The sequence below is a fragment of the Cupriavidus sp. 05T313 genome (assembly GCF_056396665.1).
In genome coordinates this window covers 1-25,529 of record NZ_JBFTLX010000053.1, presented here as the reverse complement: position 1 = coordinate 25,529, position 25,529 = coordinate 1, and the positions used below count along the sequence as shown (strand labels likewise).

The window sequence follows — 25,529 nt, the reverse complement described above, 5'->3', positions numbered from 1 at the left end:
CCCCGCCCATGCCGGCCAGCGCACTTGCACGCCCGGCATCCCCAAAGGCCCCTGCCGTGTTACTCGATCCCGATCCCAGCGCCGTGCTTTGCGATGCACCCGCCAACAGGCAGGATGCCTGCGCCACGCCCGCCTACCTGTCCACCCTGAACCCGGAACAGCGCGCGGCCGTGACCCACGAGCCCGCCGCGCCGCTGCTGATCATCGCCGGCGCCGGCTCGGGCAAGACCAASACGCTGGCGCACCGGGTCGCGCACCTGGTGCTGGGCGGCGCCGATCCGCGCCGCATCCTGCTGCTGACGTTCTCGCGCCGCGCGGCGTCGGAGATGGGGCGGCGGGTCGAGCGCATCGTGGACCAGGCGCTCGGCATGCAGACCTCCGGCGCGGGCCGCGCCGCGCTGACGTGGTCGGGCACCTTCCACGCCATCGGCGCGCGCCTGTTGCGCGAGTACGCCGAGACGCTCGGCCTGTCGCCCAGCTTCACCATCTGCGATCGCGGCGATGCCGCCGACCTGATGAATGTGGTACGCCATGACCTCGGCCTGTCCGCGCAGGCCTCGCGTTTCCCGCGCAAGGAAACCTGCCTGTCGATCTACTCGCGCGTGGTCAACACGCAGGCCCCGCTGGAAGACGTGCTCAAGCAATGGTTCCCGCGCTATGCCATGTGGACGGATGCGCTGCGCGGGCTGTTCGCCGGCTATGTGGAAGCCAAGCAGAAGCAGCAGGTGCTCGACTACGACGACCTGCTGCTCTACTGGGCGCAGGCCTTGGCCGAACCCGTGCTGGCGCAGGACATGGGCGCGCGCTTCGACCATGTGCTGGTGGACGAATACCAAGACACCAATGCGCTGCAGGCCGCCATCCTGCTCGCGCTCAAGCCCGACGGACGCGGCCTGACCGTGGTGGGTGACGATGCCCAGTCGATCTATGCCTTCCGTGGCGCCACGGTGCGCAACATCCTCGATTTCCCCGGACAGTTCACACCGGCCGCGGACATGGTCACGCTGTCGCAGAACTACCGCTCGACCCAGCCTATCCTGGCCGGCGCCAATGCGGTGATCGGCCTCGCGGCCGAACGCTATACCAAGGACCTGTGGTCGGAGCGCGGCTCGGCCGAGAAACCGGAGATCGTCGTGGTCAACGATGAAGCGGACCAGGCCCGCTACGTGGTCGAGCAGATCCTGGCGCGGCGCGAGGCCGGGCTGGCGCTGCTGTCGCAGGCCGTGCTGTTCCGCGCCGCCGACCACAGCGCGCAGCTCGAGATCGAGCTGGTCCGGCGCAACATCCCCTTCGTCAAGTTCGGCGGCCTGAAATTCCTGGAATCCACGCACGTAAAGGATGTGCTGGCGGTCGTGCGCTGGCTGGAAAATCCGCGCGACCGCATGGCGGGCTTCCGCAGCCTGCAGCTATTGCCCGGCGTGGGACCAAAAACCGCCGCGCGCGCGCTGGACGCGGTGGAAATCGCCACCGAGCCGCTGTTCGCGCTGGAATCCTTCGAGGCACCGCCGGCCGCCGCCGAGGCGTGGCCCGATCTGCTGGCGCTGGCGCGCAGCCTGATGGCGCCGGCCGCGCCGTGGCCCTCGGCCTTCGAGCAGGTGGTGGCGTGGTACCAGCCGCATCTGGAACGCCTGCACGACGACGCTCCCGCGCGCGCGGCCGATCTCCAGCAACTGGAACGAATCGCCGCCACCTACGCCTCGCGCGAGCGCTTCCTGACCGAACTCACGCTCGACCCGCCGGRTGCGTCGAGCGACGAATCCGGCGTGCCGCTGCGCGACGAGGATTACCTGATCCTGTCGACCATCCACTCGGCCAAGGGCCAGGAATGGAAGGCGGTCTACGTGCTCAACGCCGTCGACGGCTGCATGCCTTCGGACCTGGCCACCGGCACCACCGAGGAAATCGAGGAAGAGCGCCGCCTGCTGTATGTGGCGATGACCCGCGCCCGCGACCACCTCGACATCGTGGTGCCGCAGCGCTTCTATGTGCACCAGCAGACCGGCTATGGGGATCGCCACGTCTACGCTTCGCGCACGCGCTTCCTGCCCAACCGGGTGATGCCGCTGTTCCACAGCCGCGCCTGGCCGCCGCCCCCGCCGGTCGCGGACGCGCCAGCCAGGGCGCCGTTGCCCAGGCTCGACCTGGCCGGGCGCATGCGGGATATGTGGCGTTGAGCTGCCGTTGACGGCAAGCTGCCCTACAACCCGTAGCGCTTGATCTTGTCGTACAGCGTGGCCTTGCCAACCTGCAGCAGGTCCGCGGCCTGGCTGACCGCGCCGCCGGTGCGCGCCAGCGTATCGGCGATGACAGCACGCTCGTAGTGTTCCATGCGCTCCTTGAGCGGCGTGGAGTCGTCGAGCGCATCGGCGCGCGTGCCGCCCTCGGGCACGCCCAGCACCAGACGGTCGGCGGCGTTGCGCAACTCGCGCACATTGCCGGGCCAGGCGCGCTGCATCAGCGCCTGGCGCTGCAGCTCGGAGAGGATSGGCGCGGGGCGCTGGTAGCGCACSGCCGCCACCAGCATGAAGTGCTCGAACAGCGGCACGATRTCCTCGCGSCGSTCGCGCAGCGGSGGCAGCGGGATGGTGACGACATTGAGCCGGTAGTAGAGATCCTGGCGGAACGTGCCTTGCGCCACCAGCGCCTCCATATCCCCCTTTGCCGCCGCCACGATGCGCACATCGATTGCGATCGATGCATTGGACCCGAGCCGCTCCAGCGTGCCCTCCTGCAGCACGCGCAGCAGCTTGACCTGCAGCGCCAGCGGCATGCTCTCGATTTCGTCGAGGAACAGCGTGCCGCCGGAGGCATGCTCGAGCTTGCCCACGCGGCGCTTGCCGGCGCCGGTGAAAGCGCCCGCCTCATGGCCGAACATCTCGCTCTCGAAAATGGCCTCCGGCACCGCGCCGCAATTCAGCGCGACGAACGGTGCGTGATGCCGCGGCGACAAGGCATGCAGGCTGCGCGCCACCAACTCCTTGCCGGTGCCGGTCTCGCCGTTGATCATCACCGGCACGTCGGTGGCGGCCACGTTGGCCACCAGCATGCGCACCTGCTCGATGGCAGGAGAGCGCCCGATGATACGGGTGCCCGCGGCCGGGCCGGCCAGCTCGCGCCGCAGGGCGAGGTTTTCCAGTTCGAGCGCGCGCCGTTCCAGCGCGCGGCGCACGGTCTCGGTCAGGCGGTCGGCACCGAAGGGTTTCTCGATAAAGTCGTAGGCGCCTTCGCGCATGGCCTGCACCGCCATGGTGATGTCGCCGTGGCCGGTGACCAGGATCACGGGTACGCCCGGTGCCGCGTTGCGGCAGTGCTGCAACAGGTCCAGGCCGCTGGCGCCGGTGAGCCGCACGTCCGTCACCAGCACGCCGGGGAATTCCGGCGACAGGTGCGGCATGGCGGCTTCGGCCGAAGGCAGCGCCAGCACGGAGAAGCCAGCCAGTTCCAGGCTCTGCGCGGTAGCCTGGCGTACCAGGGGTTCGTCTTCGACGAACAGGACACGCAATCCGTCTTGCATGGCGATGCTCACTCAGTATGGGTGGGAGAGGTGGATCTTGGCTCCGCGCGGGGCGCGCCACCATCGGGCGCAGGTGCACGCCGCAGCACCACCACGAATTCGGCGCCGCCATCCGGCCGGCCGGCCGCGCTCAGCTGGCCGCCGAACTCGCGCACGATGGAGGTCGAGATGGCCAGTCCAAGGCCGAGGCCCTGGCCGATTTCCTTGGTGGTGAAGAAGGGCTCGAACAGCCTGGGCAAGACGTCGACGGGAATGCCGGTGCCGTTGTCGCGCACCGCGATGCTGACGGTGTCGCCGTGCTCGCTGACCGCCACTTCCACGCACGGCGCGTCCGGCGCAGCGGTGGCCAGCGCATCCAGCGCGTTACCGATGAGGTTGAGCAGCACTTGCTCGAGCTTGAGCTCGTCGGCCCACACCGCAGGCCCGGGCGGTTGCGACAAGCCCTCCACCCTTAGCGTGACGTGAGCGAGCCGCGGCGCCATCAGCGCCAGCACGTGATCCAGCGCGGCGCGCACATGCACCGCGTGGCGGCGCTGGCGCGCCTTGCCGGCGAACAGCTTGAGCTGCCCGGTGATCTTGCCCATGCGTGCCGTGAGATCGGCAATGGCGGCCAGGTTGTCGGTCACCGCATCGAGCTTGCCGCGCTCCAGCAGCACGCGGGTGTTGTCGGAAAAGGTGCGCAGGGCCGCCAGCGGCTGGTTCAGCTCATGGGTGATGCCCGCCGCCATCTGGCCCAGCGCCGCCAGCTTGCTGGCCTGCACCAGTTCGTCCTGTGCCGCGCGCAGTTCGCCCTCGGCGCGCGTGCGTTCGGCCACTTCGGCTTCCAGTTGCTCGTTGATGGCCATCAGGTCAGCCGTGCGCGCCTCCACGCGCCGCTCGAGTTCGTCGTAAGCGGCTTCGAGCAAGCGCCTGCCGTATTCGATGTCGCGCGCGCGCTGGCGGCGCTGGCGCCAGTTGAACAGCAGCAGGCACATGCAGGCATAGGCCAGCGCCGCGCCCACGGTGGCATTGCGCGCGCTCGCCAGCACCGGGTCCAGCGAGGCCATCACCTGCATGGTCCAGTCGGCCGGGCCCACCTTGCGGCTGATCTCGAGGTAACGCTCGGCGCTGCCGCCTGTGCCGATGCGCACCAGCCGCGCGCCCTCGCCCAGCACCGTATGGCCGAGCCAGCGCGTGACCGGCGATTGCAGCGCCTCCAGCGGCAGCGGCTTGACCGCCTGGTCGTGGTACTGGCGCGTGCGGTCCAGCTCCGACTGCAACTCGGGCGGCAGCGGCCGCAGCGTGCGGTATTGCCAGGCCGGAACCGATGAGAGAAAAACCACGCCGTGGTCGTCGCTCACCATCACCGGCTCGGCGCCGCCGGCGCCCGCGCGCTGGAACCACTCCAGGTTGAGCTTGACCACGGTCACGCCCACCACCCGGCTGCCCACCTTCACGGGCTGGGCGATGTAATAGCCGGGTTCGTCGCTGGTGATGCCGATGGCGTAGAAGCGCCCGACCTCCCCGCGCGAGGCGATCTGGAAATAGGGGCGAAAACGATAGTCGGTGCCAACGAAACTGCCCGGCTGGTCATGGTTGCTGGCGGCCAGCGCCACGCCGTTGGCGGCGATCACATAGGTGGCCGAAGCGCGCGCGCGGCGATTGACGTCGGACAGGTAGCGGTTGGCCGCCGCCACCCGCGCGGGATCGGTGGGCGCGGCCAGCAGGTCGTGAACGAAAGGATGAAGCGAGACCAGCGCGGGAAGGAACTCGTAGCGGTCGAGCGTGCTTTCCAGCGTGGCCGCGTAGCGGTCGGCGCGGGTCGCCGTGGTCTGTTGCAGGCCATCGACGCCGCGCTGCACCGAAACCAGCCAGGTCAGCGAGCACAGCGCCAGCAGGCCGATGGCCAGCGCCGCCACAAAGCCTCGCCAGCTTCCGCCGCCATCGCCCGGCGTATGCACCAGGCGGGCGGAAGCGGGATCATGCACGGCGAGGAAATCGTCGGAATGTGGCATCGGCGCATGCGAAGGGACACGCGCCGATGATACCCGCTGGCGGGCGGCGCCGGCTGGCGCCGCCGCCCCGGAGGCCCGGACCTCAGCGGACGCCGGAGCCGGCTTCGGCAAGTTCGGCCGTTTCATCGCCGCCACGGCGTAGCGCGCGGTCAAGCTGCACGCGGTCAAGTTCATGCTCCCACGCCGACATGACCACCGTCGCCACACCGTTGCCGATGATATTGGTCAGCGCGCGGCATTCGCTCATGAAGCGGTCGATGCCCAGGATCAGCACCATGCCCGCCACCGGAATATCCGGCACCACCGCCAGCGTGGCGGCCAGCGTGATGAAGCCGGAGCCGGTCACGCCGCTGGCGCCCTTGGAGGTGATCATCGCCACGCCCAGGACGGTGAGCTGCTGCAGCAGCGTGAGCTCGATGCCGGTGGCCTGGGCGATGAAGAGCACCGCCATGGTCATGTAGATGTTGGTGCCATCCAGGTTGAAGGAGTAACCCGTGGGCACCACCAGCCCCACCACCGATTTGGAGCAGCCCAGGTTTTCCAGCTTTTCCATCAGGTGCGGCAGCGCGGCTTCCGACGAGCTGGTGCCCAGTACGATCAGCAGTTCTTCCTTGATGTAGGCGATGAAGCGGAAGATGTTGAAACCCGTCAGGCGCGCCACCGTACCCAGCACCACCACCACGAAGACGATCGCGGTGAAGTAGAAGGTGCCGATCAGCTTGAGCAGCGGCACCAGCGAACCGAGACCGTACTTGCCGATGGTGAAGGCCATCGCGCCGAACGCGCCAAGCGGCGCCACCTTGGTGATCACATGCACGATGTGGAAGAACACCTTGGATACCTGTTCGACGAAGTCGAACACAATCTTCGAGCGGTCGCCCATCGCCGCCAGCGCCGAGCCGAAGAACAGCGAAATCAGCAGGATCTGCAGGATGTCGCCGTTGGCGAACGCGCTGACCATCGTGTCCGGGATGATGTGCATGAAGAACTCGACCGTGCTCTGGCCGTGCGCCTGCGTCACGTATTGCGAGATCGCCTTGGTGTCGAGCGTGGCCGGATCAATGTTGAATCCGACGCCCGGCTTCAGTATGTGCGCGGACAGCAGGCCGATGAGCAGCGCGAAGGTGGAGATCACCTCGAAGTACAGCAGCGCCTTGCCGCCCACGCGGCCCACCTTCTTCATGTCGCGCATGCCGGCGATGCCGGACACCACGGTACAGAAGATGATCGGCCCGATGATCATCTTGATCAGCTTGATGAAGCCGTCGCCCAGCGGCTTCATTGCAATGCCCGTAGCGGGCCAGAAGTGCCCGAGCACGATGCCCACCGCGATGGCGAATAGCACCTGCACGTACAGGATCTTGTAGAAGGGTTTCCTCATGATGTCGTCCTCGGTATTTTGACCGTGCCCGCCGCCGCAGCGGCGGCAGGTTCGCGCGCCCTGCAAATGGAACGCGTCTGCCTTACTAATCGCAACCGCCGTGCCAGCCCGCCACGCCGCGCCAAGCCCCTGATTTCAAAAGGAAGCTGGCAAAGCGGCCGCGCGTTCACTCCGGCTTTCCGGAAATCCGGAAAATGCGCGTCCGGGGATCCGGACGATCCCGCCCGCGCGGGTGCGCGCTACGCCACCCATGCCGGCGGCACCGCGCCCGCGGCATCGAAGCCGGGGCCCAAAGCGTCGAACCGCCCCGCTTCACACCGTATAATTCAGCCCTTCCACCCATTCCCTAGCGGCCGGCGCGCGCCCGGGGCACCTTTGCCTTGCGGTGCCGCAAGCCGCCGAACGCCCACCACGCATGAGCAGCTACTACGAGCACCATGTTTTCTTCTGCCTCAACCAGCGCGAGGATGGCGGCGCCTGCTGCGCTGACCACAATGCGAAGGCCATGCAGGAATACGCCAAGAAGCGCTGCAAGGCGCTCGGCATCAGCGGCGGCGAAGGGCGGGTGCGCATCAACAAGGCTGGCTGCCTGAACCGTTGTGAACTCGGGCCGGTGCTGGTGGTCTATCCCGAGGCCGTCTGGTACACCTTCGTCGACGAGCAGGACATCGACGAAATCATCGACAGCCATCTGGTGGGCGGCAAGCCGGTCGAACGCCTGATGCTTGATCGCTGACCGGCGGCCACGCAGATACGCAGATACGCTGAACCGATAAGCCGCTGAACCCCGGGCGCAGCCGCGCTTTAGCCAGTCACCCGCTTCCTGTTTCCATGAACGCGCATACCCAGGTACTTACCGTTGCCGGCCCAGCCGGCGCCATCGACATTTCGGTCGACCTGCCCCAGGCCGGCGCCCCGCGCGGCCTCGCGCTGGTGGCCCATCCGCATCCGCTGTTTGGTGGCACCAAGGACAACAAGGTGGCGCAAACGCTGGCGCGCAGTTTCGTGCAGCTGGGATACGCCACCGTGCGGCCGAACTTCCGTGGCGTCGGCGGCACCGCGGGCAGCCACGACAACGGCGTGGGCGAGCAGGACGACCTGCTGGCGGTGATTGCCTGGATGCGCACCCAGGCCGCGTGGTCGCCGGATGCCGCCACGCTGCCGCTGGCGCTGGGCGGTTTCTCCTTCGGCAGCTTCGTGGCAAGCCATGTGGCCCGGCGCCTGGCCGAGGCCGGCACGCCGGCGCAGCGCCTGGTCATGGTGGGGACCGCCGCCAGCCGCTGGGAAGTGGCCACGGTGCCGGCCGACACCATCGTCATACACGGCGAGCAGGATGACACCGTACCGCTGGCAAGCGTGTTCGACTGGGCCCGCCCGCAGGAACTGCCGGTGATCGTGATCCCCGGCGCCGACCACTTCTTTCATCGCAAGCTGCACCTGATCAAGCAGCTCGTCGTCAATGCGTGGGACCAGTGACGGGAGCGGCGCGCCGCCCCGCCATGTCACCGGATGCATTCCCCGCCCCTTTTTTTTGTCGGAAACTGAAACATGTTGAATAGAGCCACGCCGCTTTTCGCGTCCGCCAACACGTCCGCCATCGTCACCGCCGCCATCGTCGGCGCGGCCACGGTACTTCCCGCGGCGCCCGTGCGCGCCCAGGGCGTGCCGATGCCGCAGGTCGCGGCCAAGTCCTGGATGCTGTACGACGTCACCAGCGGCCAGGCCCTGGCTTCGCAGAACGCCGACGCGCGCATCGAGCCGGCCTCGCTGACCAAGCTGATGACCGCCTACCTGGCGTTTGCCGCTATCAAGGAAAAGCGCCTCACGATCGACCAGACCGTGGTGCCGACCACGCTGGTCCTGAAGGTCAAGAGCGACGAATCGCGCATGTTCCTGGAGCCCAACAAGCCGGTGAGCGTGCGCGACCTGCTGCTGGGCCTGATCGTGCAGTCGGGCAACGACGCCGCGCTGGCGCTGGCCGAAGCGGTCGGCGGCTCGGAGGAAGGCTTCGTGGCGATGATGAATCGCGAAGCCCAGCAACTGGGGATGAAGAACACCCACTTCACCAACACCGACGGCATCCCCGACCCGAACCACTACACCACGGCCATGGATCTGGCCACGCTGACCACGCGCATCATCAAGGACTTCCCCGAGTACTACAGCATGTACTCGCAGAAGGAATTCACCTACAACAAGATCCGCCAGCCCAACCGCAACCGCCTGCTCTACATCGACCCGACCGTGGACGGCGTCAAGACGGGCCACACCAAGTCGGCCGGCTACTGCCTGATCTCCTCGGCCAAGCGTCCGCTGGCCAATGTGCCGAACGGTTCGCGCCGCCTGGTCTCGATCGTGATCGGTACCACCACCGAAGCGGTCCGCACGCAGGAAAGCCTGAAGATCCTCAACTACGGCTTCCAGTTCTTCGACACCCTGCGCCTGTACGACCGCGGGCAGGTGCTGGCCACGCCGGAGATCTACAAGGGCAAGGAATCCACCGTCAAGATCGGCGTCAAGGACGAAACGTACATCACCGTGCCCAAGGGCACGGGCGGCCGCATCAAGCCGGTGCTGGAACGCCAGGAACTGCTGCTGGCCCCGATCGCGGCCGGCCAGCAGGTCGGCACAGTCAAGCTGATGGACGGCGCCACCAAGGTGGCCGAATTCCCGGTGGTGGCGCTGGAAGACGTGCCCGAGGCAGGCTTCTTCGGCCGCCTGTGGGATACCATCCGCCTGTGGTTCAAGCGCAAGTAAGCTGGAGGGCCTTGAAATGAGCAACGACAATTCCGACCAGGGCAAGCCGGGCAACGTCCCGCCGCGCGAGTCGCTGATCGAGTATCCCAGCCATTTCCCCATCAAGGTGATGGGAAGCATGCAGGATGGCTTCGCCGAAGCCATCGTGACGCTGGTGCAGGGCTTCGATCCCGACTTCCACGCCGGCAAGATGGAAATGCGTCCCTCGAGCAAGGGCAACTACCTCGGCCTGACCGTCACGGTATGGGTCACCAGCCGCGAACAGCTCGACGACCTGTACCGCGCGCTGACTTCCCACCCGATGGTGAAGGTGGTGCTGTAAGCGGTTGGACGGTGTAGCGGCCGGCCAGCTTGCCGCAATCCTCCCGCCATGCACTGCGTGGCGCCCCTCTCCCCCTGAGGGGTGAGGGGGTAACAACAATCAGGCACTTCGGACCGGGTTGGCCTATCCGCCCGGCTTCGTCTGGCGCCAAAAACAACAAACCATGAACACCATCACCCTCAAGCCCGGCAAGGAAAAATCCCTGCTGCGCCGCCACCCCTGGGTCTATGCGACCGGCGTGGACACCATCGAAGGCCGTTGTGAATCCGGCAGCACCGTGATCGTGCGCGCCGCCGACGGCCGCTTCCTGGCGCGCGGGGCCTACAGCCCCAGCTCCCAGATTCGCGTGCGGGTGTGGAGCTTCGACGAAAGCGAGCCGGTCGATCACGCCATGTTCAAGCGGCGCGTCTCCGCCGCCGTCGCCCATCGCAAGCAGTGGGTCAGGGACAGCGACGCGGTGCGCCTGGTGTTCGGTGAGGCCGACCGCCTGCCTGGACTGATCGTCGACTACTACGGCAGCGGCGCGAACGGCCAGCTGGTGTGCCAGTTCAACGCCGCCGGGGTCGAAGCCTGGAAGGACGCGCTGGTGCAGGCGCTGGTCAAGGAAACCGGCTGCCCCAACGTGTACGAGCGCTCCGACGCCGCCGTGCGCGAACGCGAAGGCCTGCCGCTGGTGACAGGTGTGCTGGCTGGCGCCGAACCCGATCCTGAACTCAGCGTGACCGAACACGGCGTGCGCTACTACGTGGACGTGCGCAGCGGCCACAAGACCGGCTTCTATGTCGACCAGCGCGACAACCGCAAGCTGGTGGGCGACCTCGCCAACGGCCGCGAGGTACTCAACTGCTTCTGCTACACCGGCGGCTTCTCGCTGGCGGCGCTGCGTGGCGGCGCCACCGCGGTGACCTCGATCGACTCCTCCGGCGAAGCACTCAAGACCGCCGCTGGCAACGTCACCCTGAATGGCTTCGACCCCGAGCGCGCGACCTGGCTCGATGCCGATGTATTCAAGTCGCTGCGCCAGTTCCGCGCCGAAGGCCGCCAGTTCGACCTGGTGGTGCTGGACCCGCCCAAGTTCGCGCCCTCCGCCCAGCACATCGACCGCGCCGCACGCGCCTACAAGGAAATCAACCTGGTCGGCCTGCAGTTGCTGCGTCCGGGCGGCCTGCTGTTCACCTATTCGTGCTCGGGTGCGATCAGCATGGAGCTGTTCCAGAAGATCGTGGCTGGCGCGGCTACCGACGCCCGTGCCGACGCGCGCATCCTGCGCCGCCTCTCGGCCGGCACCGATCACCCGATGCTGGCCGCCTTCCCCGAAGGCGAGTATCTCAAGGGCCTCCTGCTGGAAAAGATCTGAAATCCGGCCGCCTCGGCCAAGGACGAACGGCGCCCGAGTGCGCCGTTTTTCATCGGCAGGCCAGGCGCGCGCAACGGTCATCCCGACTTCACGCGAGCGTCTTTGGTTCGTCACAAACGCCATCTATAGTCCGGTGTGCGGACGCGGCATTGGCAGGTGCCCTTCCGCCTCTTCCTATCAGTCTTCGTGGTAGTTGGCCCCGCGGCGTAGCGGGGTTTTTTTTGCTCCCGCCGTTTGTCGGCGACGAAGCGATGAGCCGTCAACGGAAGGACATCACAGGGCACGCCATGTGCATCCGCCAAGTGGCTGCGTCCAGTGCCGCCATGGCCAGGCCGCCCGGCTTCGCCAATGCCGCCGGTCGTCTATGGTGAAGAGAGAGCGATCGCCCCGGCGTAGATTGCCCCTTCTAACGCCCGCAAGCCGAAACTCCCTATAATCGAACGATCGTTCATATCCAGGGCGCCACCGGCGCCCGTACGTGGTCCAGGAGACGCCATGCCCGCCGCCAAACAACTGCCCCAGGTCCTGCAAAACCTGGCGCTGCCCGTGATTTCCTCGCCGATGTTCATCGTCAGCTACCCCGAGCTGGTGCTGGCGCAGTGCAAGGCCGGCATCGTCGGTTCCTTCCCCGCGCTGAACGCGCGCCCGGCCGAGATGCTGGGCGAGTGGCTCACGCAGATGGAAGAAGAACTCGCCAGCTTCCGCGCCGCCAATCCGGACAAGCCGGTGGGACCCATCGCGGTCAACCAGATCGTGCACGTCTCGAACGCGCGGCTGGAGCACGACATCAAGGTGTGCGTGGACCACAAGGTGCCGATCTTCATCACCTCGCTGCGCGCGCCGCCCAAGGAGATGATCGACGCGGTGCACAGTTATGGCGGCATCGTGCTGCACGACGTCATCAGCATCCGCCACGCCGAGAAGGCGATCGAGGCCGGCGTGGACGGCCTGATCCTGGTAGCGGCCGGCGCCGGCGGGCATGCCGGCACGCTGTCGCCGTTCGCGCTGGTGGGCGAAGTGCGCAAGATCTTCGACGGCGTGATCGCGCTGTCGGGCTCGATCGCCAACGGCGAATCCGTGCTGGCCGCGCAGGCCATGGGGGCGGACTTCGCCTATGTGGGCACCCGTTTCATCGCCTCGCAGGAAGCCCACGCCAGCGAGACCTACAAGCAGTCGATCACCACCTCCGCCGCGGCCGACATCATCTACACCAACCTGTTCACCGGCGTGCACGGCAACTACATCCGCGAGAGCATCGAGGCGTCGGGGCTGGATCCCGAGAACCTGCCCGTGGCCGACAAGACCAAGATGGACTTCTCCAGCGGCGCCTCCAAGGCCAAGGCATGGAAGGACGTGTGGGGTGCCGGCCAGGGCGTGGGCCAGATCCACGACATCCCCACCGCCGGCGAAATCGTGGCGCGCATGAAGGCCGAGTACAACGAGGCCCGCGCCCGCCTGGGACTGGCGGTCTGAGCGCAATGCCCCCGCCCGGCACCGCCGCAGCCGGCATGACCCTCGGCCGCAGGCAGCGGGCGCTGCGCGCGATATGGGTGGTGCTTGGCATGCTCAGCCTGCTGCTGGGCATTGCCGGCATCTTCCTGCCGGTGCTGCCGACCACGCCGTTCGTGCTGCTGGCCGCCGCCTGCTTCGCGCGCGGCTCGGAGCGCTTTCACGCACGGCTGCTGGCGCATCCGCGCTTCGGCCCGCTGGTGCATGACTGGCAGGTGCACCGCAGCGTGCCGCTGCGTGCCAAGTGCCTGGCCATCGGGATGATGTGGCCGTCGATGGGCATCACCGCGTGGCTGATGCGCGAGCGCCCGCTGGCGTCGCTGGCGCTGGTTGCCACCGCGGCGGCCGTCAGCGCGTGGCTGCTATGGCTGCCGACGCGCCCACCGGGCGGCCATGCTGCGCCGCCCGAACAAACTGGCGATCGCGCTCAGTCGTAGCTGCGCGCGTCCTCGATCACCTTGCCATCCTGCGGCAGCGAACCCGCTGCCACGAAGCGCACTTCGCCACGCAGGCGCATGACTTCGCGCAGCGATTCGCCGATGGCCTGKCCCAGGCTCGCATCCTCGCGGGTGGCATCGCAATGCAGGGTCATCACGTCGGCGCCAACGCTGCCCGTCACCACCAGGCGCGCGGCGCGCACCTCGGGATGGCGCCGCACCACCTCGCCCACCTGGCCGGGATGCACGAACATGCCCTTGACCTTGGTAGTCTGGTCGGCGCGTCCAAGCCAGCCCTTCAGGCGCAGGTTGGTTCGCCCGCACGGGCTGGCGCGCTCGCCCGAACCGGCCACGAACGCCGACAGGTCGCCCGTGCCAAAGCGGATCAGCGGATAGTCGCCGTTGCCGAGCACGGTCACCACCACCTCGCCGGTCTCGCCCTCCGGCATCGGCTGCGTGCCACCCGGCTCGACGATCTCGACCAGCACGTTCTCGTCCACCACCCAGCCATCGCCGCCCTGAGTCTCATAGGCAATCAGGCCCACATCGGCGCTGCCATACATCTGCTGCACCCGGATGCCGCGCTCGCCGAACCACGCGCGCAGCGAGGGCGGCAGCGCCTCGCCGGACACCAGCGCCTTGCCCAGGCTGCGGCAAGGCAGGCCGAGTTCGTCGCCTTTCTCCAGCAGCAGCCTGAGAAACGATGGTGTGCCCGCGTAGGCCGCCGGCTGCAGGCTGGCCAGCGCCTGCACCTGTGATTCGGTCTGGCCCACGCCGGCGGGAAACACGCAGCAACCCAGGCGATGGGCACCGGTTTCCATCATCATGCCGGCTGGCGTGAAGTGATAGGAGAAGGTGTTGTAGACCAGATCGCCAGAACGGAAGCCCGCCGCGAACATGGCGCGCGCGATGCGCCACCAGTCGGCGTCGTGCCCGTCCGGCTCGTTGATCGGCCCCGGCGACTGGAAGATATGCCGCAAGCCCCCCAGCGGGGTCGCATTGAGCCCGCCCAGCGGCGGCATCGCCTTCTGCCGCGCCGTCAGCTCGGACTTGCGCGTCACCGGCAGTGCCGCCAGCGCCGCGCGGGAATCCAGCGCGAGCGGATCCACATCGCGCAAGACCTCGGCAAAATAGGGGGCATGCGCCTTGGCATGCGCGACCTGCCGCGACAAGGCCGCCAGCAAGGCCTGCGAGCGGACTTCAGGGGCACGGGTTTCGAGCGAATCGAAGTGTTCGGACATGGTGCGTAGTTCGCGTAGTAGTCGCGTGATGAACCGCGTGAGGCAGCGCTCACCGATCGGCGTTGTGTTTAAGACCGAGTGCCCTTCTCAGGCCAGCCAGCGCTTGCGGCGGCGATAGCTTTTCACGTCGCGGAAAGAACTCCGCCCGCCGCCCTCGCCGTCGTTCGCCGCCACGCCCAGGTAGAACTCCTTCACATCCTCATTGGTGCGCAACGCCTCGGCCGCGCCATCCATCACCACGCGGCCGTTCTCCAGGATGTAGCCGTAGTCGGCATAGCGCAGCGCCACCATGGTGTTCTGCTCGGCCAGCAGGAAACTGACCTTCTCGCGCTGGTTGAGGTCGCGCACGATCTCGAAGATCTCCTCGACGATCTGCGGCGCCAGGCCCATCGACGGCTCGTCGAGCAGGATCATGCTGGGCTTGGCCATCATGGCCCGGCCGATCGCGCACATCTGCTGCTCGCCGCCGGAGGTGTAGCCCGCCTGCGATTTGCGGCGCGTCTTCAGGCGGGGAAAGTACGCGTAGATGCGTTCCAGCGCATCGCGCGTCTCGCTGCGCGACAGGCCGCGCGTATAGGCGCCGGTCAGCAGGTTTTCTTCCAGCGTCAGGTGGGCAAAGCAATGCCTCCCTTCCATCACCTGGATGACGCCGCGCTTGACCAGCTCGTTGGGCGTGAGCCGGTCGACCCGGTTGCCGCGATATTCGATCGAGCCCTTGGTGACGTCGCCGCGCTCGGCATGCAGCAGGTTGGAGATGGCCTTGAGCGTGGTGGTCTTGCCCGCGCCGTTGGCGCCCAGCAGCGCCACGATCCGCCCTTCCGGCACGTCGAGCGAAACGCCCTTGAGCACCAGGATGACGTGGTCGTAGATGACTTCGATATTGTTGACGGACAACAGGCTCATGATGCGGCTCGGTTGGTGGTTCCTGGCTGGCTTCATCCCCGCTCCCCCGTGCGCGGGAGAGCGGAGTCAACAACAAACGCCTCGCGGCGCCCGCTCAAGACTTCATGCACGTAGGCGAAATGCCCTTCTCTTTCGCGAACTGCGCGGCACTCGCCTTGAACAGCGGATGGATCAGGTTCTTGTTGCCTTCGATCCAGTCCGACACCACCACCCACTTGGTGCCATCCCACTGCTGGATCTTCACCTTGCCCGAACCCTCGTGGTTGTCGCAGCTGGTCTTGATCTCCGGCAGCAGGCCGGTCGCGCCCAGTTGGGCAAGTCGCGCGTTGGTCAGGTTCAGGTTCTCGAAGGCCCAGCGCATGTCATCGCCGCTCATGACCTTGCCCTTGCCATACTTGGCCTGCGCCACGCGGATCGCTTCCACCGTCACCACCGCGGCGGACACGCCGCGGTTGTAGAGCACCGAGCCGACCTTGTTGCGGTCCTGCATATTGCCCTTGCCGGCGCCGTAGACCACCTTGTCGATATCGGCGATCACCGGCACGGCCTTGCCGGCCACGTTCCAGGTCGCGCTCATATAGCCCTTGGCTGCGTCACCGGCGGGCAAGGTGTCTTCCTCGGAGCCAGCCCACCAGGAGCCGACCATCTTGTCGCGTGCGAAGCCCACCTTCTGCGCGGCCTTGAGCGCGGTCTGGTTCATCACGCCCCAGCCCCAGAAGATCACGTAGTCGGGATTCTCCTGGCGGATCTTCAGCCACTGCGCGCCCTGCTCGTTGCCGGGGTGCGCCACCGGGATCTCGACGAGGTTGAACTTGCCGAGCTTGGCTTCGGCCTCCAGCGCCACGATCGGCTCCTTGCCATAGGCCGAGTCGTGATACAGGTAGACGATCTTCTTGCCCGCCAGCGAGCCGCCGCTCTTGGAGGCCAGGTACTTGACGATGGCCGAGACCTGCATCTGGTAGGTGGTGACCAACGGGAAGGCATAGGGGAACACCGAGCCGTCGACCGCATCGGTACGGCCATAGCCCATCATGACCAGCGGCACCTTGTCGGCCGCGGTCTTGTCCACCAGCGCGTAGGAAATGCCGGTCGACATGGTGTGATACGCGGTGCCCTTGCTGGCGGCGCTCTTGCTCTTGAGCCGCTCATAGCACTCCACGCCCTTGGCGTTGTTGTACTCCGTCTCGCACTCTTCCCATGAGAGCTTGACGCCATTCACGCCGCCTTCCTTGAGGTTGACGTAGTTAAGGTAGTCGACGAAGCCGCCGTAGAAGGACTGTCCGTTGGCGCCATAAGGGCCGACGCGATAGCTGGGCAATGCGATGAACTGCTCGCCGCTTTGCGCCTGCACCGCCAGCGGCGCCAGCAGCGCCGCGGACGCTCCCACCGCCAGGGCAATGCGCTGCAGATTGCGAATCAGGATGGTCATGACTGTCTCCTTCACCTTGGCAGGTGTGTGTTTGTTATCGAATACCCGTTTGTTTGATCCGGCCTGGAAAACGTCAAAGCGTCAGTGCGTTGGTACTTAATGGGGGAATGGCCACAGCCGCAGCTTCTCCTTGGCGATCTGCCACAGCCGCGCGAGACCGTGCGGCTCCACGACCAGGAAGAAGATGATCAGCGCGCCGAACACCATCAACTGGATATGCGACACCGCGGCATTGGTAAAAGGCAGGTGCAGCAACGCGGCCAGCGGCGGCAGCGCGTTGTCCAGGAAGATCGGCAGCAACAGGATAAAGGCCGCGCCCAGGAAGGAGCCGAGGATGCTGCCCACGCCGCCGATGATGATCATGAACAGCACGCGGAAGGACAGGTCGAGCGAGAAGCCGTCGGGTTCGACCGAGCCCAGGTAGCAGAACGCATAGAGCGCGCCGGCCACGCCGCAGTAGAACGAGCTGACGGCGAAGGCCAGCAGCTTGGTGCGCATCAGCGGAATGCCGATCACCTCGGCCGCCACGTCCATGTCGCGCACCGACATCCATGCGCGCCCGGTGGACGAGCGCACCATGTTCTTGGCGGCGATGGCCAGCACCGTCACCAGCATCAGCACGAACAGATACTTCTTTACCGGGGTGTCGATGGCGATGCCGAACAGGTTCAGTTGCTGCGCGGTGATCACGCCGGAGGAACTGTTGTTGGAGAACCAGGGAAACTTGGTCAGCGCCCACACCACGAAGAACTGCGCGGCAAGCGTCGCGACAGCGAGGTAGAAGCCCTTGATGCGCAGCGACGGCAGCCCGAAGGCGACACCCACCAGCGCCGCCGACAATCCCGCGAGGATGAAGGTCAGCAGCACCGGCAGCCCTTCGATGCGCAACTGGAAGTTGTAGGCGGCATAGGCGCCCACGGCCATGAAGGCCGCCGTGCCGAGCGAGAGCTGTCCCGCGTAGCCGGTCAGGATATTCAGCCCGAGCGCGGCCAGCGCGAAGATCAGGAACGGGATCAGGATGGCCGAGAACCAGTATTCCGAACCGGTCAGGGGAATCGCGATGAAGGCCACCGCCATCAGCACCGCAAAGCCGATGCGGTCCTGGCGGATGGGGAAGATCTGGCTGTCGGCCAGGTAGCTGGTCTTGAACTGGCCGGATTCACGGTAGAACATGGGTTGTCTCCTGGGGCAAAGGCCGGTCAGACACGATCGATATGTTTCTCACCGAACAGCCCCTCGGGCCGCACCAGCAGGAACAACAGCGCAAACACGTACGGGAACCAGCCCTCGATGCCACCGAAGTTGCCCCCGAAGGCGGACTGAAAAACGGGCGGGATGTAGATCTCGGCGAGCTTCTCCGAGGCACCGATGATCAGGCCACCGACGATGGCGCCCGGCACCGAGGTAAAGCCGCCGAGGATCAGCACCGGCAGCGCCTTGAGCGCCGTCAGCGTCAGCGCGAACTGCACGCCATTGCGCGAGCCCCACAGCATGCCGGCCACCAGCGCGACGAAGCCCGCCACGCCCCACACGATGGCCCAGATATGCTGCAGCGGAATCCCCAGCGACAACGCGGCCTGGTGATCGTCAGCCACGGCRCGCAGCGCGCGGCCCACCTTGGTGTACTGGAAGAACAGGGCCAGCGTGCCCACCAGCAGGCCGGCGATGCCCGCCGCCGCCAGGTCGAACTTGGACACCACGATATTGAAGCGCGTCAGGATGGATTCGATCGGCTCGTCGACGATGCCAAGGTTGATCGGGCGGACTTCATTGCCGAACAGCAGCGGCCCCAGTCCTTCGAGGAAGAAGGACAGCCCGATGGTCGCCATGAACAGCGTGATCGGCGGCTGGTTGACCAGCTTGCGCAACACCAGGCGTTCGGTGCTGATGCCCACCACCACCATCACGCCAAACGCGCCGATCACCGCCGCCCACATCGGCAGGCCCTTGTCCATCAGCCCGACCACCGCCAGCGCGGCGAAGTAGACCATCGCGCCCTGCGCGAAATTGAATACGCCCGACGCCTTGTAGATCAGCACGAAGCCCAGCGCCACCAGCGAGTACATCAATCCCGACAACAGGCCGCCGATCAGGATTTCAAAGAAGAACGTCATGGTTATCCTTGTATCGTTCCGTGCGTTGCGTCTGTGTCAGTGACCGGCGCCGAGGTAGGCGCGGATCACGTCCGGGTTGGCCTTTACCGCCTCCGGCGTGCCGTCGCCGATCTTCTTGCCGTAGTCGAGCACCACCACGCGGTCGGAGATATCCATCACCACGCCCATATCGTGTTCGATCAGCACGATGGTGGTGCCGAACTGGTGGTTCACGTCCAGGATGAAGCGGCACATGTCCTGCTTCTCCTCCACGTTCATGCCTGCCATCGGCTCATCGAGCAGCAGCATGGAGGGCTCGGCCGCCAGCGCGCGCGCCAGCTCCACACGCTTTTGCAAACCGTAGGGCAGGCGTCCCACCGGCGTCTTGCGGATGGCCTGGATTTCAAGAAAGTCGATCACCTCTTCGACCTTCTGACGGTGGCGCATTTCCTCGTTGCGCGCGGGGCCCCACCACAGCGCATTGGCCAACAGGCCGCTGCGGAACCGGGTATTGCGCCCCGTCATGATGTTGTCGAGCACGGTCATGCCCTTGAACAGCGCGATGTTCTGGAAGGTGCGCGCGATGCCCTGACGGGCCGCGGCGGTGGGATGCATCTTGCGCCGTTCCTCGCCGCGGAACACGATGCGGCCCTGCTGCGGGTGATAGACCCCGTTGATCACATTGAGCATCGAGCTCTTGCCCGCGCCGTTGGGCCCGATGATGGCGCGGATCTCATGCTCGCGCACATCGAAGGAGATATCGGTCAGCGCCTTCACGCCACCGAAGGACAGCGAGATATGCTGCAGGTCGAGTATCACTTCGCCGGCCTGCCGCGCCTGCGCCTGCGCATGCTCGGCCTGCACACCGCCTTGCAGCTCCGCCGTGGCTCCCGCCACCGCGGACGCACCGCTCCACACCGGCTGGCCGTCGCCGCCGCGCTCTACGCCTTTCCATGCCATTTGCGTCATCCTCCCGCCCCTGCTCATGCCGCGCGTGCCGCGCCGGCGGAGGCCGGCGGGATGCGCTTCACGTCAACCAGCTTCAGCGTGGCCGATACACTGCCCTCGCGGCCATCCTCGAACTTCACGCGCGTCTCGATAAACTGCTCCGTCTTGCCGGCGTACAGCGCCTCGACCAGCACGCCGTACTTCTCGGCGATGAAGCCACGCCGCACCTTGCGGGTGCGCGTGAGCTCGTCATCGTCGGGATCCAGTTCCTTGTGCAGGATCAGGAAACGCGAGATCTGCGAGCCGGCCAGCATGGCATCGGTGGCGAGATCGGCATTCACCTGCTCGACGCACTCGGCGATCATGGCGATCACTTCCGGCTGCGCGGCAAGATCGATGTAGCCCGCGTACGCCAGGTGGCGCCGCTCGGCCCAGTTGCCGACCGCTTCGAAATCGATATTGATGAAAGCGCACACGCTGTCGCGGCCAGTGCCGAATGCCACCGCTTCCTTGATGTACTGGAAGAACTTGAGCTTGTTCTCGATGTACTTGGGCGCGAACATGGCGCCGTCCGACAACTTGCCCACATCCTTGGCGCGGTCGATGATCTTGAGATGGCCGTCGGCATCGATCACGCCCGCGTCGCCGGTCATGAAGTAACCATCGTCGTTGATCGCCTCACGGGTGGCATCGTCGCGCTTGTAGTAAGCCTTCAGCAGCCCCACGCCACGCACCAGCACCTCGCCGTTGTCGGCAATGCGGATCTCCATGCCCGGCGCGGCCGGCCCTACCGAATCGAACTTGACGTTGCCGTCCGGCTGCAGGCAGACATAGGCGCAGGTTTCAGTCTGGCCGTAGAACTGCTTGAGATTGACGCCGATCGAACGATAGAAGCGGAACAGGTCCGGCCCGATCGCTTCGCCCGCCGTGTAGCCCACGCGGATGCGGCTCATGCCCAGCACATTGCGCAGCGGCCCGAAGATCAGCGCTTCGCCCGCGGCGTAGCGCAGCCGGTCGGCCAGCGCCACCGGCTTCCCGTCGAGGATGTCGGTGCCGCAGCGGCGCGCCACGCCCATCGCCCAGTGGAACAGCTTGCGCTTGATCCAGCCCGCGTCTTCCATGCGGATCATCACCTGCGTGAGCAGGTTTTCATAGATGCGCGGCGGCGCGAAGTAATAGGTGGGACCGATCTCGCGCAGGTCGGTCATCACCGTCTCGCGCGATTCCGGGCAATTCACCGTAAAGCCCGCCGTCATGGCCTGCGCGTAGGAGAACAGGTTGTCGCCGACCCACGCCATCGGCAGGTAGGACAGCACATCGTCCTTCGCGGTCAGGCCGTCGAAAGCGCAGCCGTTGCGCGCCGAGCCGATCAGGCCGTGGTGCGAATGGCACACACCCTTGGGCTTGCCGGTGGTGCCGGAGGTATAGAGGATGATGGCGGTGTCGTCGGGCGCGCCCGCGGCAACGGCCTGATCAAACAGGCCCGGATTGGCGCGATCGAATTCACGGCCGATTTCCTGCACGCGCTGGTACGACATCAGCGCCGGATGATCGTAGTCGCGCAGCCCGCGCGGGTCTTCATAGATGATGTGCCGCACCTTGCGGCCCTGCGCGGCGAGTTGCTCCTCCACTTCGAGCAGCTTGTCCACCTGCTCCTGGTCCTCGACGATGGCAAAATCGATCTCGGCATCGTTGAGCACGTAGATCATCTCGCCCGCGATCGCGTCCTGGTACAGCGGCACGGGCACGCCACCCAGTGCCTGCGCCGCGCACATGGCCCAGTACAGGCGCGGCCGGTTGTCGCCGACCACCGCCAGGTTCATGCCGCGCGCAAAGCCCAGCGCGGCCAGTCCGCACGCCAGCGCACGAACCTCCTGCGCGGTCTGCGCCCAACTATAGGTTTGCCAGATTCCGAGATCCTTCTCGCGGTAAGCCGGGCTTTCCGGCCGCTGCTGCGCATGCGCAAGCAGCAGGCGCGGGAAGGTCGTCGCCGACGGTTCCTGCATCGCTGTCTCCTGTCCCTCCGAGGCGGGGATCCGCCACCGGTGTCAAGCCTGCTTCCGCTGGTTATACTTGGCCTGTTCTGCCCGGCGCGGATTCTGCCGCAGCGCAACAAGTCCTTCGTGCCTTGTCCTGGCGCGCACTCGCGGTTGGTGTGATCGTAAGATAGTGCATGCCATTTCCCCCGGTTGTCACGCCGATGACAATTCCGGGTTAATCCCTACGGGAAGGTTTTCCAGCTCATGCTCAACGATTTTGTCGACCGCTGCGTGTGGGCAGCCGACCTCAGTCCGGAACAACGCGACGTGGTCCGCCGCGCCATGTGCGTGCGCGAATATAGCCAGGGCGACTACGTCTGTCACAAGGGTGACAAGGCCGAGCACTGGCTGGGGGTGCTGGAAGGAATCGTCAAGATCACTACGGTGTCGCCTTCCGGCAAGTCGGTGACATTCACTGGTGTGCCTACCGGCGGCYGGTTCGGCGAAGGCGCCGTGCTCAAGGGCGAGATCCGCAAATACGATGTGATGGCGCTGCGGCGCTCGCGGATTGCTTTTCTTCCGCGCGAGACTTTTCAGTGGTTGCTGGATACCAGCCTGCCGTTCACGCGGTTCCTGCTGACGCAGTTCAACGAGCGGCTGGGTCAGTTCATTGCCGCCGTGGAATATGAACGGCTGCTCGATATCGATTCGCGGGTGGCGCGCGCGGTGTCGTCGCTGTTCAACGAGCACCTGTACCCTGGCCTGGGGACCACGTTGGAGATTTCGCAGGAAGAAATCGGCCTGCTGGCGGGCATATCGCGGCAGCGGGCCAACCAGGCGCTCAAGGTGCTGGAGCAGCAGGGACTGGTGAAGGTCGACTATGGCGTGATCGAGGTATTGGACCTGGAAGGGCTGCGGCAGTACGGCGAGTAGGACCGCCGCGCCCCTCGCGGCCACCTTGCGCCACGACCCGCTGCGGTTTGTCGCGCAATCAACGGAATACGCCGACCGCCTCCACCAGCCGGTTGGCCTGCTGTTTCAGGCTCTGTGCGGCGGCCGCGCTCTGCTCCACCAGCGCCGCGTTCTGCTGGGTGATGCGGTCGAGGTCGCCGATGGCATCGCCAACCTGGCTGATGCCCGCGCTCTGCTCGGACGTAGCCAGGCTGATCCCGGCGATCAGGTCGGAGACGCGCCTGACCTGGGCCACGATGTTGTCCATGGTCTGGCCGGCGTCGTTGACCAGTTGCGCCCCCGAGTCGACCTTTTCCACGCTGGCGCCGATCAGCGCCTTGATCTCCTTGGCCGCGCTGGCGCTGCGCTGGGCGAGCCCGCGCACCTCACCGGCCACCACCGCGAAACCCCTGCCCTGTTCCCCCGCCCGCGCGGCTTCCACCGCGGCATTCAGCGCAAGGATATTGGTCTGGAAGGCGATGCCGTCGATCACGCCGATGATGTCGGCGATCCGTTTCGAGCTACTGCTGATTTCCTCCATGGTCGCCACCACCTGCGACATCGCCTTGCCGCCCTTGGCCGCCTCGGTGCTGGCGGAGCCGGACAGCGCGTTTGCCTGGGCCGCGGTCTCGGCATTGCTCTTGACCGTGGCCGTCATCTGCGTCATCGACGACGCCGTATCCTGTACGTTGGATGCCGCCTGCTCGGTGCGCTGACTCAGGTCGCTGTTGCCCTGCGCGATCTCGCTGCTTGCGCCTTGCACGTTCAGCACCTGCTCGCTCACGTCGTCGATCAGCCAGCGGAACATCAGGCCAAGCTGGCTGATCGTGCGCAGGGTCATGCCGATCTCGTCCACGCGGTCCATATGCTCGACCTGCTGGCTTTCGCCTGACGCGACGCGCAAGGCCTGTGCCATGACCCGCTCCAGCGGCCGCGAGATCTGCGCCTCCAGCCAGCCGGAGACCAGCAGCAACATGGCGGCAACGATGCCGCTCAGGCCGGCCAGCGGCATCCCGCGCATGCCAAGCGCCGCCGCGCCAATGACCAAGGCCGGCAGCAAGGTCGCCAGGGCGCCGCGGATGCGCCAGCGCACCGGCATGGTCTTGAAGGCCGACGCCCACCGCTTCCAGCCGCCCTGAATGATCAGGCCCTTGTGGAAACGCCGCTGACCCGCACTGCCCTCGCGAAAGTCCTGGTAGAGCCGGGCGGCGGCGTCAATCTCCTCGCGCGATGGCCGCGTGCGCACCGACATGTACCCCACCGGCTTGCCGTTGCGCACCAGCGGCATGGCATTGGCGCGTACCCAGTAGTGGTCGCCGTCCTTGCGCCGGTTCTTTACCAGCGCCGTCCAGGGCTCGCCGCCCTTGAGCGTGGCCCACATGTCGGCGAACGCCTCGGCCGGCATATCCGGGTGCCGCACGATATTGTGGGGCTGACCCTGGATTTCCTCGCGCGTGAAGCCACTGACATCGACGAAGGCCGCGTTGGCATAGGCAATGCGACTGCTGGTGTCGGTGGTCGACATCAGCGTCGCATTCTCAGGCAGTTCGTATTCGCGCTGCGAGACGGGTTGGTTGTTGCGCATAAAGATTCCCCATCGGTTTTCCAAAGCACGCGACGCACAGGCAGTGCCACGACTGCGGCGGCGCGTAGTGCATTTCAGCGTTTACGGAAATGTCTATACAAAGCTTTAGCGATTAGGGACAAATTAAGACATTCACCCAGTTTCAGCTGGATCGAAATTGATTCCACTCAGTGTTAATTGGCTTTATCGCCGCCAAAGGCTTGACAATATTTTTTAATACGATCGTTCTATTTAACGCCTGTTGATACCGATTCTTGTTTGAAAATTCAAGCAGACAGCAAATCGTCAGGAACCGGAAGGGGCATGGTTCATTGATCACGACATGCTGGAGAACCGGCAGGCAGGGGCGTTCCGCAAACGAAAAAAAACTGGCGACGGATCGCTCCATTGCCAGTTTTCTTAGCTTCCCCCCGCCCCGTGGAAGGGGGGCTTTCCATCTCTTACTGCTTCAATATCACTTGCTGTAGACGTACACGCCGCGGCCCGTCTTGCGGCCGAGATAGCCCGCTGCCACCATTTCGCGCATCAGCATGGCCGGACGGTATTTCGGGTCGGCAAATTCGGTGTACAGCACCTCCATCACCGCCAGCATCGTATCCAGGCCGATCATGTCGGCCAGCGCCAGCGGGCCGATGGGGTGATTGCAGCCCAGCTTCATGCCTTCGTCGATCTCTTCCGGCGACGCCAGGCCTTCACCCAGCACGCAGAATGCTTCATTGATCATCGGGCAGAGAATCCGGTTCACCACAAAGCCCGGGTTGTTCTTCACGGTGATCGGGTACTTGCCCAGCGCCTTGGAGAGTTCTTCCACCAGCGCATGCGTGGCATCGCTGGTCTGCAGGCCGCGGATCAGTTCCACCAGCGCCATCATCGGCACCGGATTGAAGAAGTGCATGCCGATGAAGTTGCCCGGCCGGGTCGTGACCGCCGCCAGCTTGGTGATCGAGATCGACGAAGTATTGGACGCCACGATCACGTTGTCGCCGACAATGCTGTCGATCTGCTTGAGGATGTCGCCGACAATGCTGTCGATCTGCTTGAGGATCTTGACCTTGAGGTCGAAGTTCTCGGTGGCGGCTTCGATCACGATGTCGGTGGCCTTGAGCGATTCATAGGCGGTCGAGCCCTT

21 protein-coding genes are annotated in these 25,529 nt (G+C 65.9%); 9 read left to right on the top strand and 12 right to left on the bottom strand.

Features of this window, described 5'->3' with window-relative positions; translation table 11 throughout:
• The first annotated feature begins 8 nt into the window (after positions 1-8).
• A complete protein-coding gene (locus AC1DKD_RS14700) occupies positions 9-2,174 on the top strand; it encodes an ATP-dependent helicase (RefSeq protein ID WP_477143394.1) in 2,166 nt (721 codons plus the stop codon).
• 23 nt (positions 2,175-2,197) lie between these two features.
• Here AC1DKD_RS14700 and AC1DKD_RS14695 read toward each other — a convergent pair whose 3' ends face one another.
• The 3 genes from AC1DKD_RS14695 to AC1DKD_RS14685 form a co-directional block, all read right to left on the bottom strand.
• Positions 2,198-3,514 (bottom strand): sigma-54-dependent transcriptional regulator, encoded by a 1,317-nt coding sequence (locus AC1DKD_RS14695; RefSeq protein WP_477143393.1) that lies wholly within the window; start codon positions 3,512-3,514, stop codon positions 2,198-2,200.
• An 8-nt stretch (positions 3,515-3,522) separates the two neighbouring features.
• Complete coding sequence (locus AC1DKD_RS14690) at positions 3,523-5,508, bottom strand: sensor histidine kinase (protein ID WP_477103635.1); 1,986 nt, start codon at positions 5,506-5,508, stop codon at positions 3,523-3,525.
• 82 nt (positions 5,509-5,590) lie between these two features.
• Entirely contained in the window at positions 5,591-6,889 is a 1,299-nt protein-coding gene (locus tag AC1DKD_RS14685) for a dicarboxylate/amino acid:cation symporter (RefSeq protein ID WP_441630710.1), read from the bottom strand.
• Positions 6,890-7,304: 415 nt separating this feature from the next.
• Between AC1DKD_RS14685 and AC1DKD_RS14680 the strand changes: the two genes are divergently transcribed.
• From AC1DKD_RS14680 to AC1DKD_RS14650, 7 genes are all read left to right on the top strand, one after another.
• Positions 7,305-7,625, top strand: coding sequence for a (2Fe-2S) ferredoxin domain-containing protein (locus AC1DKD_RS14680; protein WP_035875798.1), 321 nt, complete (start codon positions 7,305-7,307; stop codon positions 7,623-7,625).
• 95 nt (positions 7,626-7,720) lie between these two features.
• Positions 7,721-8,365 (top strand): alpha/beta hydrolase, encoded by a 645-nt coding sequence (locus AC1DKD_RS14675; RefSeq protein WP_441630708.1) that lies wholly within the window; start codon positions 7,721-7,723, stop codon positions 8,363-8,365.
• Between the two features lie 72 nt (positions 8,366-8,437).
• On the top strand, positions 8,438-9,646 hold the full coding sequence (locus AC1DKD_RS14670) for a D-alanyl-D-alanine carboxypeptidase family protein (RefSeq protein ID WP_441630706.1): 1,209 nt from the start codon (positions 8,438-8,440) through the stop codon (positions 9,644-9,646).
• 16 nt (positions 9,647-9,662) lie between these two features.
• Positions 9,663-9,968 carry a YbeD family protein gene (locus AC1DKD_RS14665; protein WP_045236115.1) on the top strand — a complete coding sequence of 102 codons (306 nt, stop codon included), beginning with the start codon at positions 9,663-9,665 and terminating at the stop codon, positions 9,966-9,968.
• A 163-nt stretch (positions 9,969-10,131) separates the two neighbouring features.
• On the top strand, positions 10,132-11,325 hold the full coding sequence (locus AC1DKD_RS14660; RefSeq protein WP_035875791.1) for a class I SAM-dependent rRNA methyltransferase: 1,194 nt from the start codon (positions 10,132-10,134) through the stop codon (positions 11,323-11,325).
• 495 nt (positions 11,326-11,820) lie between these two features.
• Positions 11,821-12,798 (top strand): NAD(P)H-dependent flavin oxidoreductase, encoded by a 978-nt coding sequence (locus AC1DKD_RS14655; RefSeq protein WP_045236117.1) that lies wholly within the window; start codon positions 11,821-11,823, stop codon positions 12,796-12,798.
• A 35-nt stretch (positions 12,799-12,833) separates the two neighbouring features.
• Positions 12,834-13,271, top strand: coding sequence for a YbaN family protein (locus AC1DKD_RS14650; protein ID WP_441630701.1), 438 nt, complete (start codon positions 12,834-12,836; stop codon positions 13,269-13,271).
• Here the strand turns inward: AC1DKD_RS14650 and AC1DKD_RS14645 are convergent.
• The 7 genes from AC1DKD_RS14645 to AC1DKD_RS14615 form a co-directional block, all read right to left on the bottom strand.
• Entirely contained in the window at positions 13,262-14,512 is a 1,251-nt protein-coding gene (locus AC1DKD_RS14645) for a phenylacetate--CoA ligase family protein (RefSeq protein WP_441630699.1), read from the bottom strand. The genes AC1DKD_RS14650 and AC1DKD_RS14645 overlap by 10 nt on opposite strands.
• 87 nt (positions 14,513-14,599) lie before the next feature.
• Positions 14,600-15,415, bottom strand: a complete 816-nt coding sequence (locus AC1DKD_RS14640) for an ABC transporter ATP-binding protein (protein WP_441630697.1) — start codon at positions 15,413-15,415, stop codon at positions 14,600-14,602.
• 94 nt (positions 15,416-15,509) lie between these two features.
• On the bottom strand, positions 15,510-16,844 hold the full coding sequence (locus AC1DKD_RS14635; RefSeq protein ID WP_441630695.1) for an ABC transporter substrate-binding protein: 1,335 nt from the start codon (positions 16,842-16,844) through the stop codon (positions 15,510-15,512).
• A gap of 96 nt (positions 16,845-16,940) precedes the next feature.
• Entirely contained in the window at positions 16,941-18,017 is a 1,077-nt protein-coding gene (locus AC1DKD_RS14630) for a branched-chain amino acid ABC transporter permease (RefSeq protein WP_035875779.1), read from the bottom strand.
• 26 nt (positions 18,018-18,043) lie between these two features.
• Positions 18,044-18,958: a branched-chain amino acid ABC transporter permease gene (locus AC1DKD_RS14625; protein ID WP_035875777.1), complete on the bottom strand. Its 915-nt coding sequence runs from the start codon at positions 18,956-18,958 to the stop codon at positions 18,044-18,046.
• Positions 18,959-18,994: 36 nt separating this feature from the next.
• Positions 18,995-19,906, bottom strand: coding sequence for an ABC transporter ATP-binding protein (locus tag AC1DKD_RS14620; protein ID WP_035875775.1), 912 nt, complete (start codon positions 19,904-19,906; stop codon positions 18,995-18,997).
• A gap of 14 nt (positions 19,907-19,920) precedes the next feature.
• Complete coding sequence (locus AC1DKD_RS14615) at positions 19,921-21,891, bottom strand: AMP-dependent synthetase/ligase (protein WP_441630691.1); 1,971 nt, start codon at positions 21,889-21,891, stop codon at positions 19,921-19,923.
• 237 nt (positions 21,892-22,128) lie between these two features.
• On the opposite strand from AC1DKD_RS14615, the gene AC1DKD_RS14610 reads away from it, so the two are divergent.
• Positions 22,129-22,797 carry a Crp/Fnr family transcriptional regulator gene (locus tag AC1DKD_RS14610; protein ID WP_477143392.1) on the top strand — a complete coding sequence of 223 codons (669 nt, stop codon included), beginning with the start codon at positions 22,129-22,131 and terminating at the stop codon, positions 22,795-22,797.
• A 58-nt stretch (positions 22,798-22,855) separates the two neighbouring features.
• On the opposite strand, the gene AC1DKD_RS14605 is transcribed toward AC1DKD_RS14610, so the two are convergent.
• Entirely contained in the window at positions 22,856-24,400 is a 1,545-nt protein-coding gene (locus AC1DKD_RS14605; protein ID WP_441630687.1) for a methyl-accepting chemotaxis protein, read from the bottom strand.
• 454 nt (positions 24,401-24,854) lie between these two features.
• The coding region (locus AC1DKD_RS14600; RefSeq protein ID WP_477143391.1) for a 3-hydroxyacyl-CoA dehydrogenase family protein at positions 24,855-25,529 on the bottom strand (675 nt) is incomplete at its 5' end.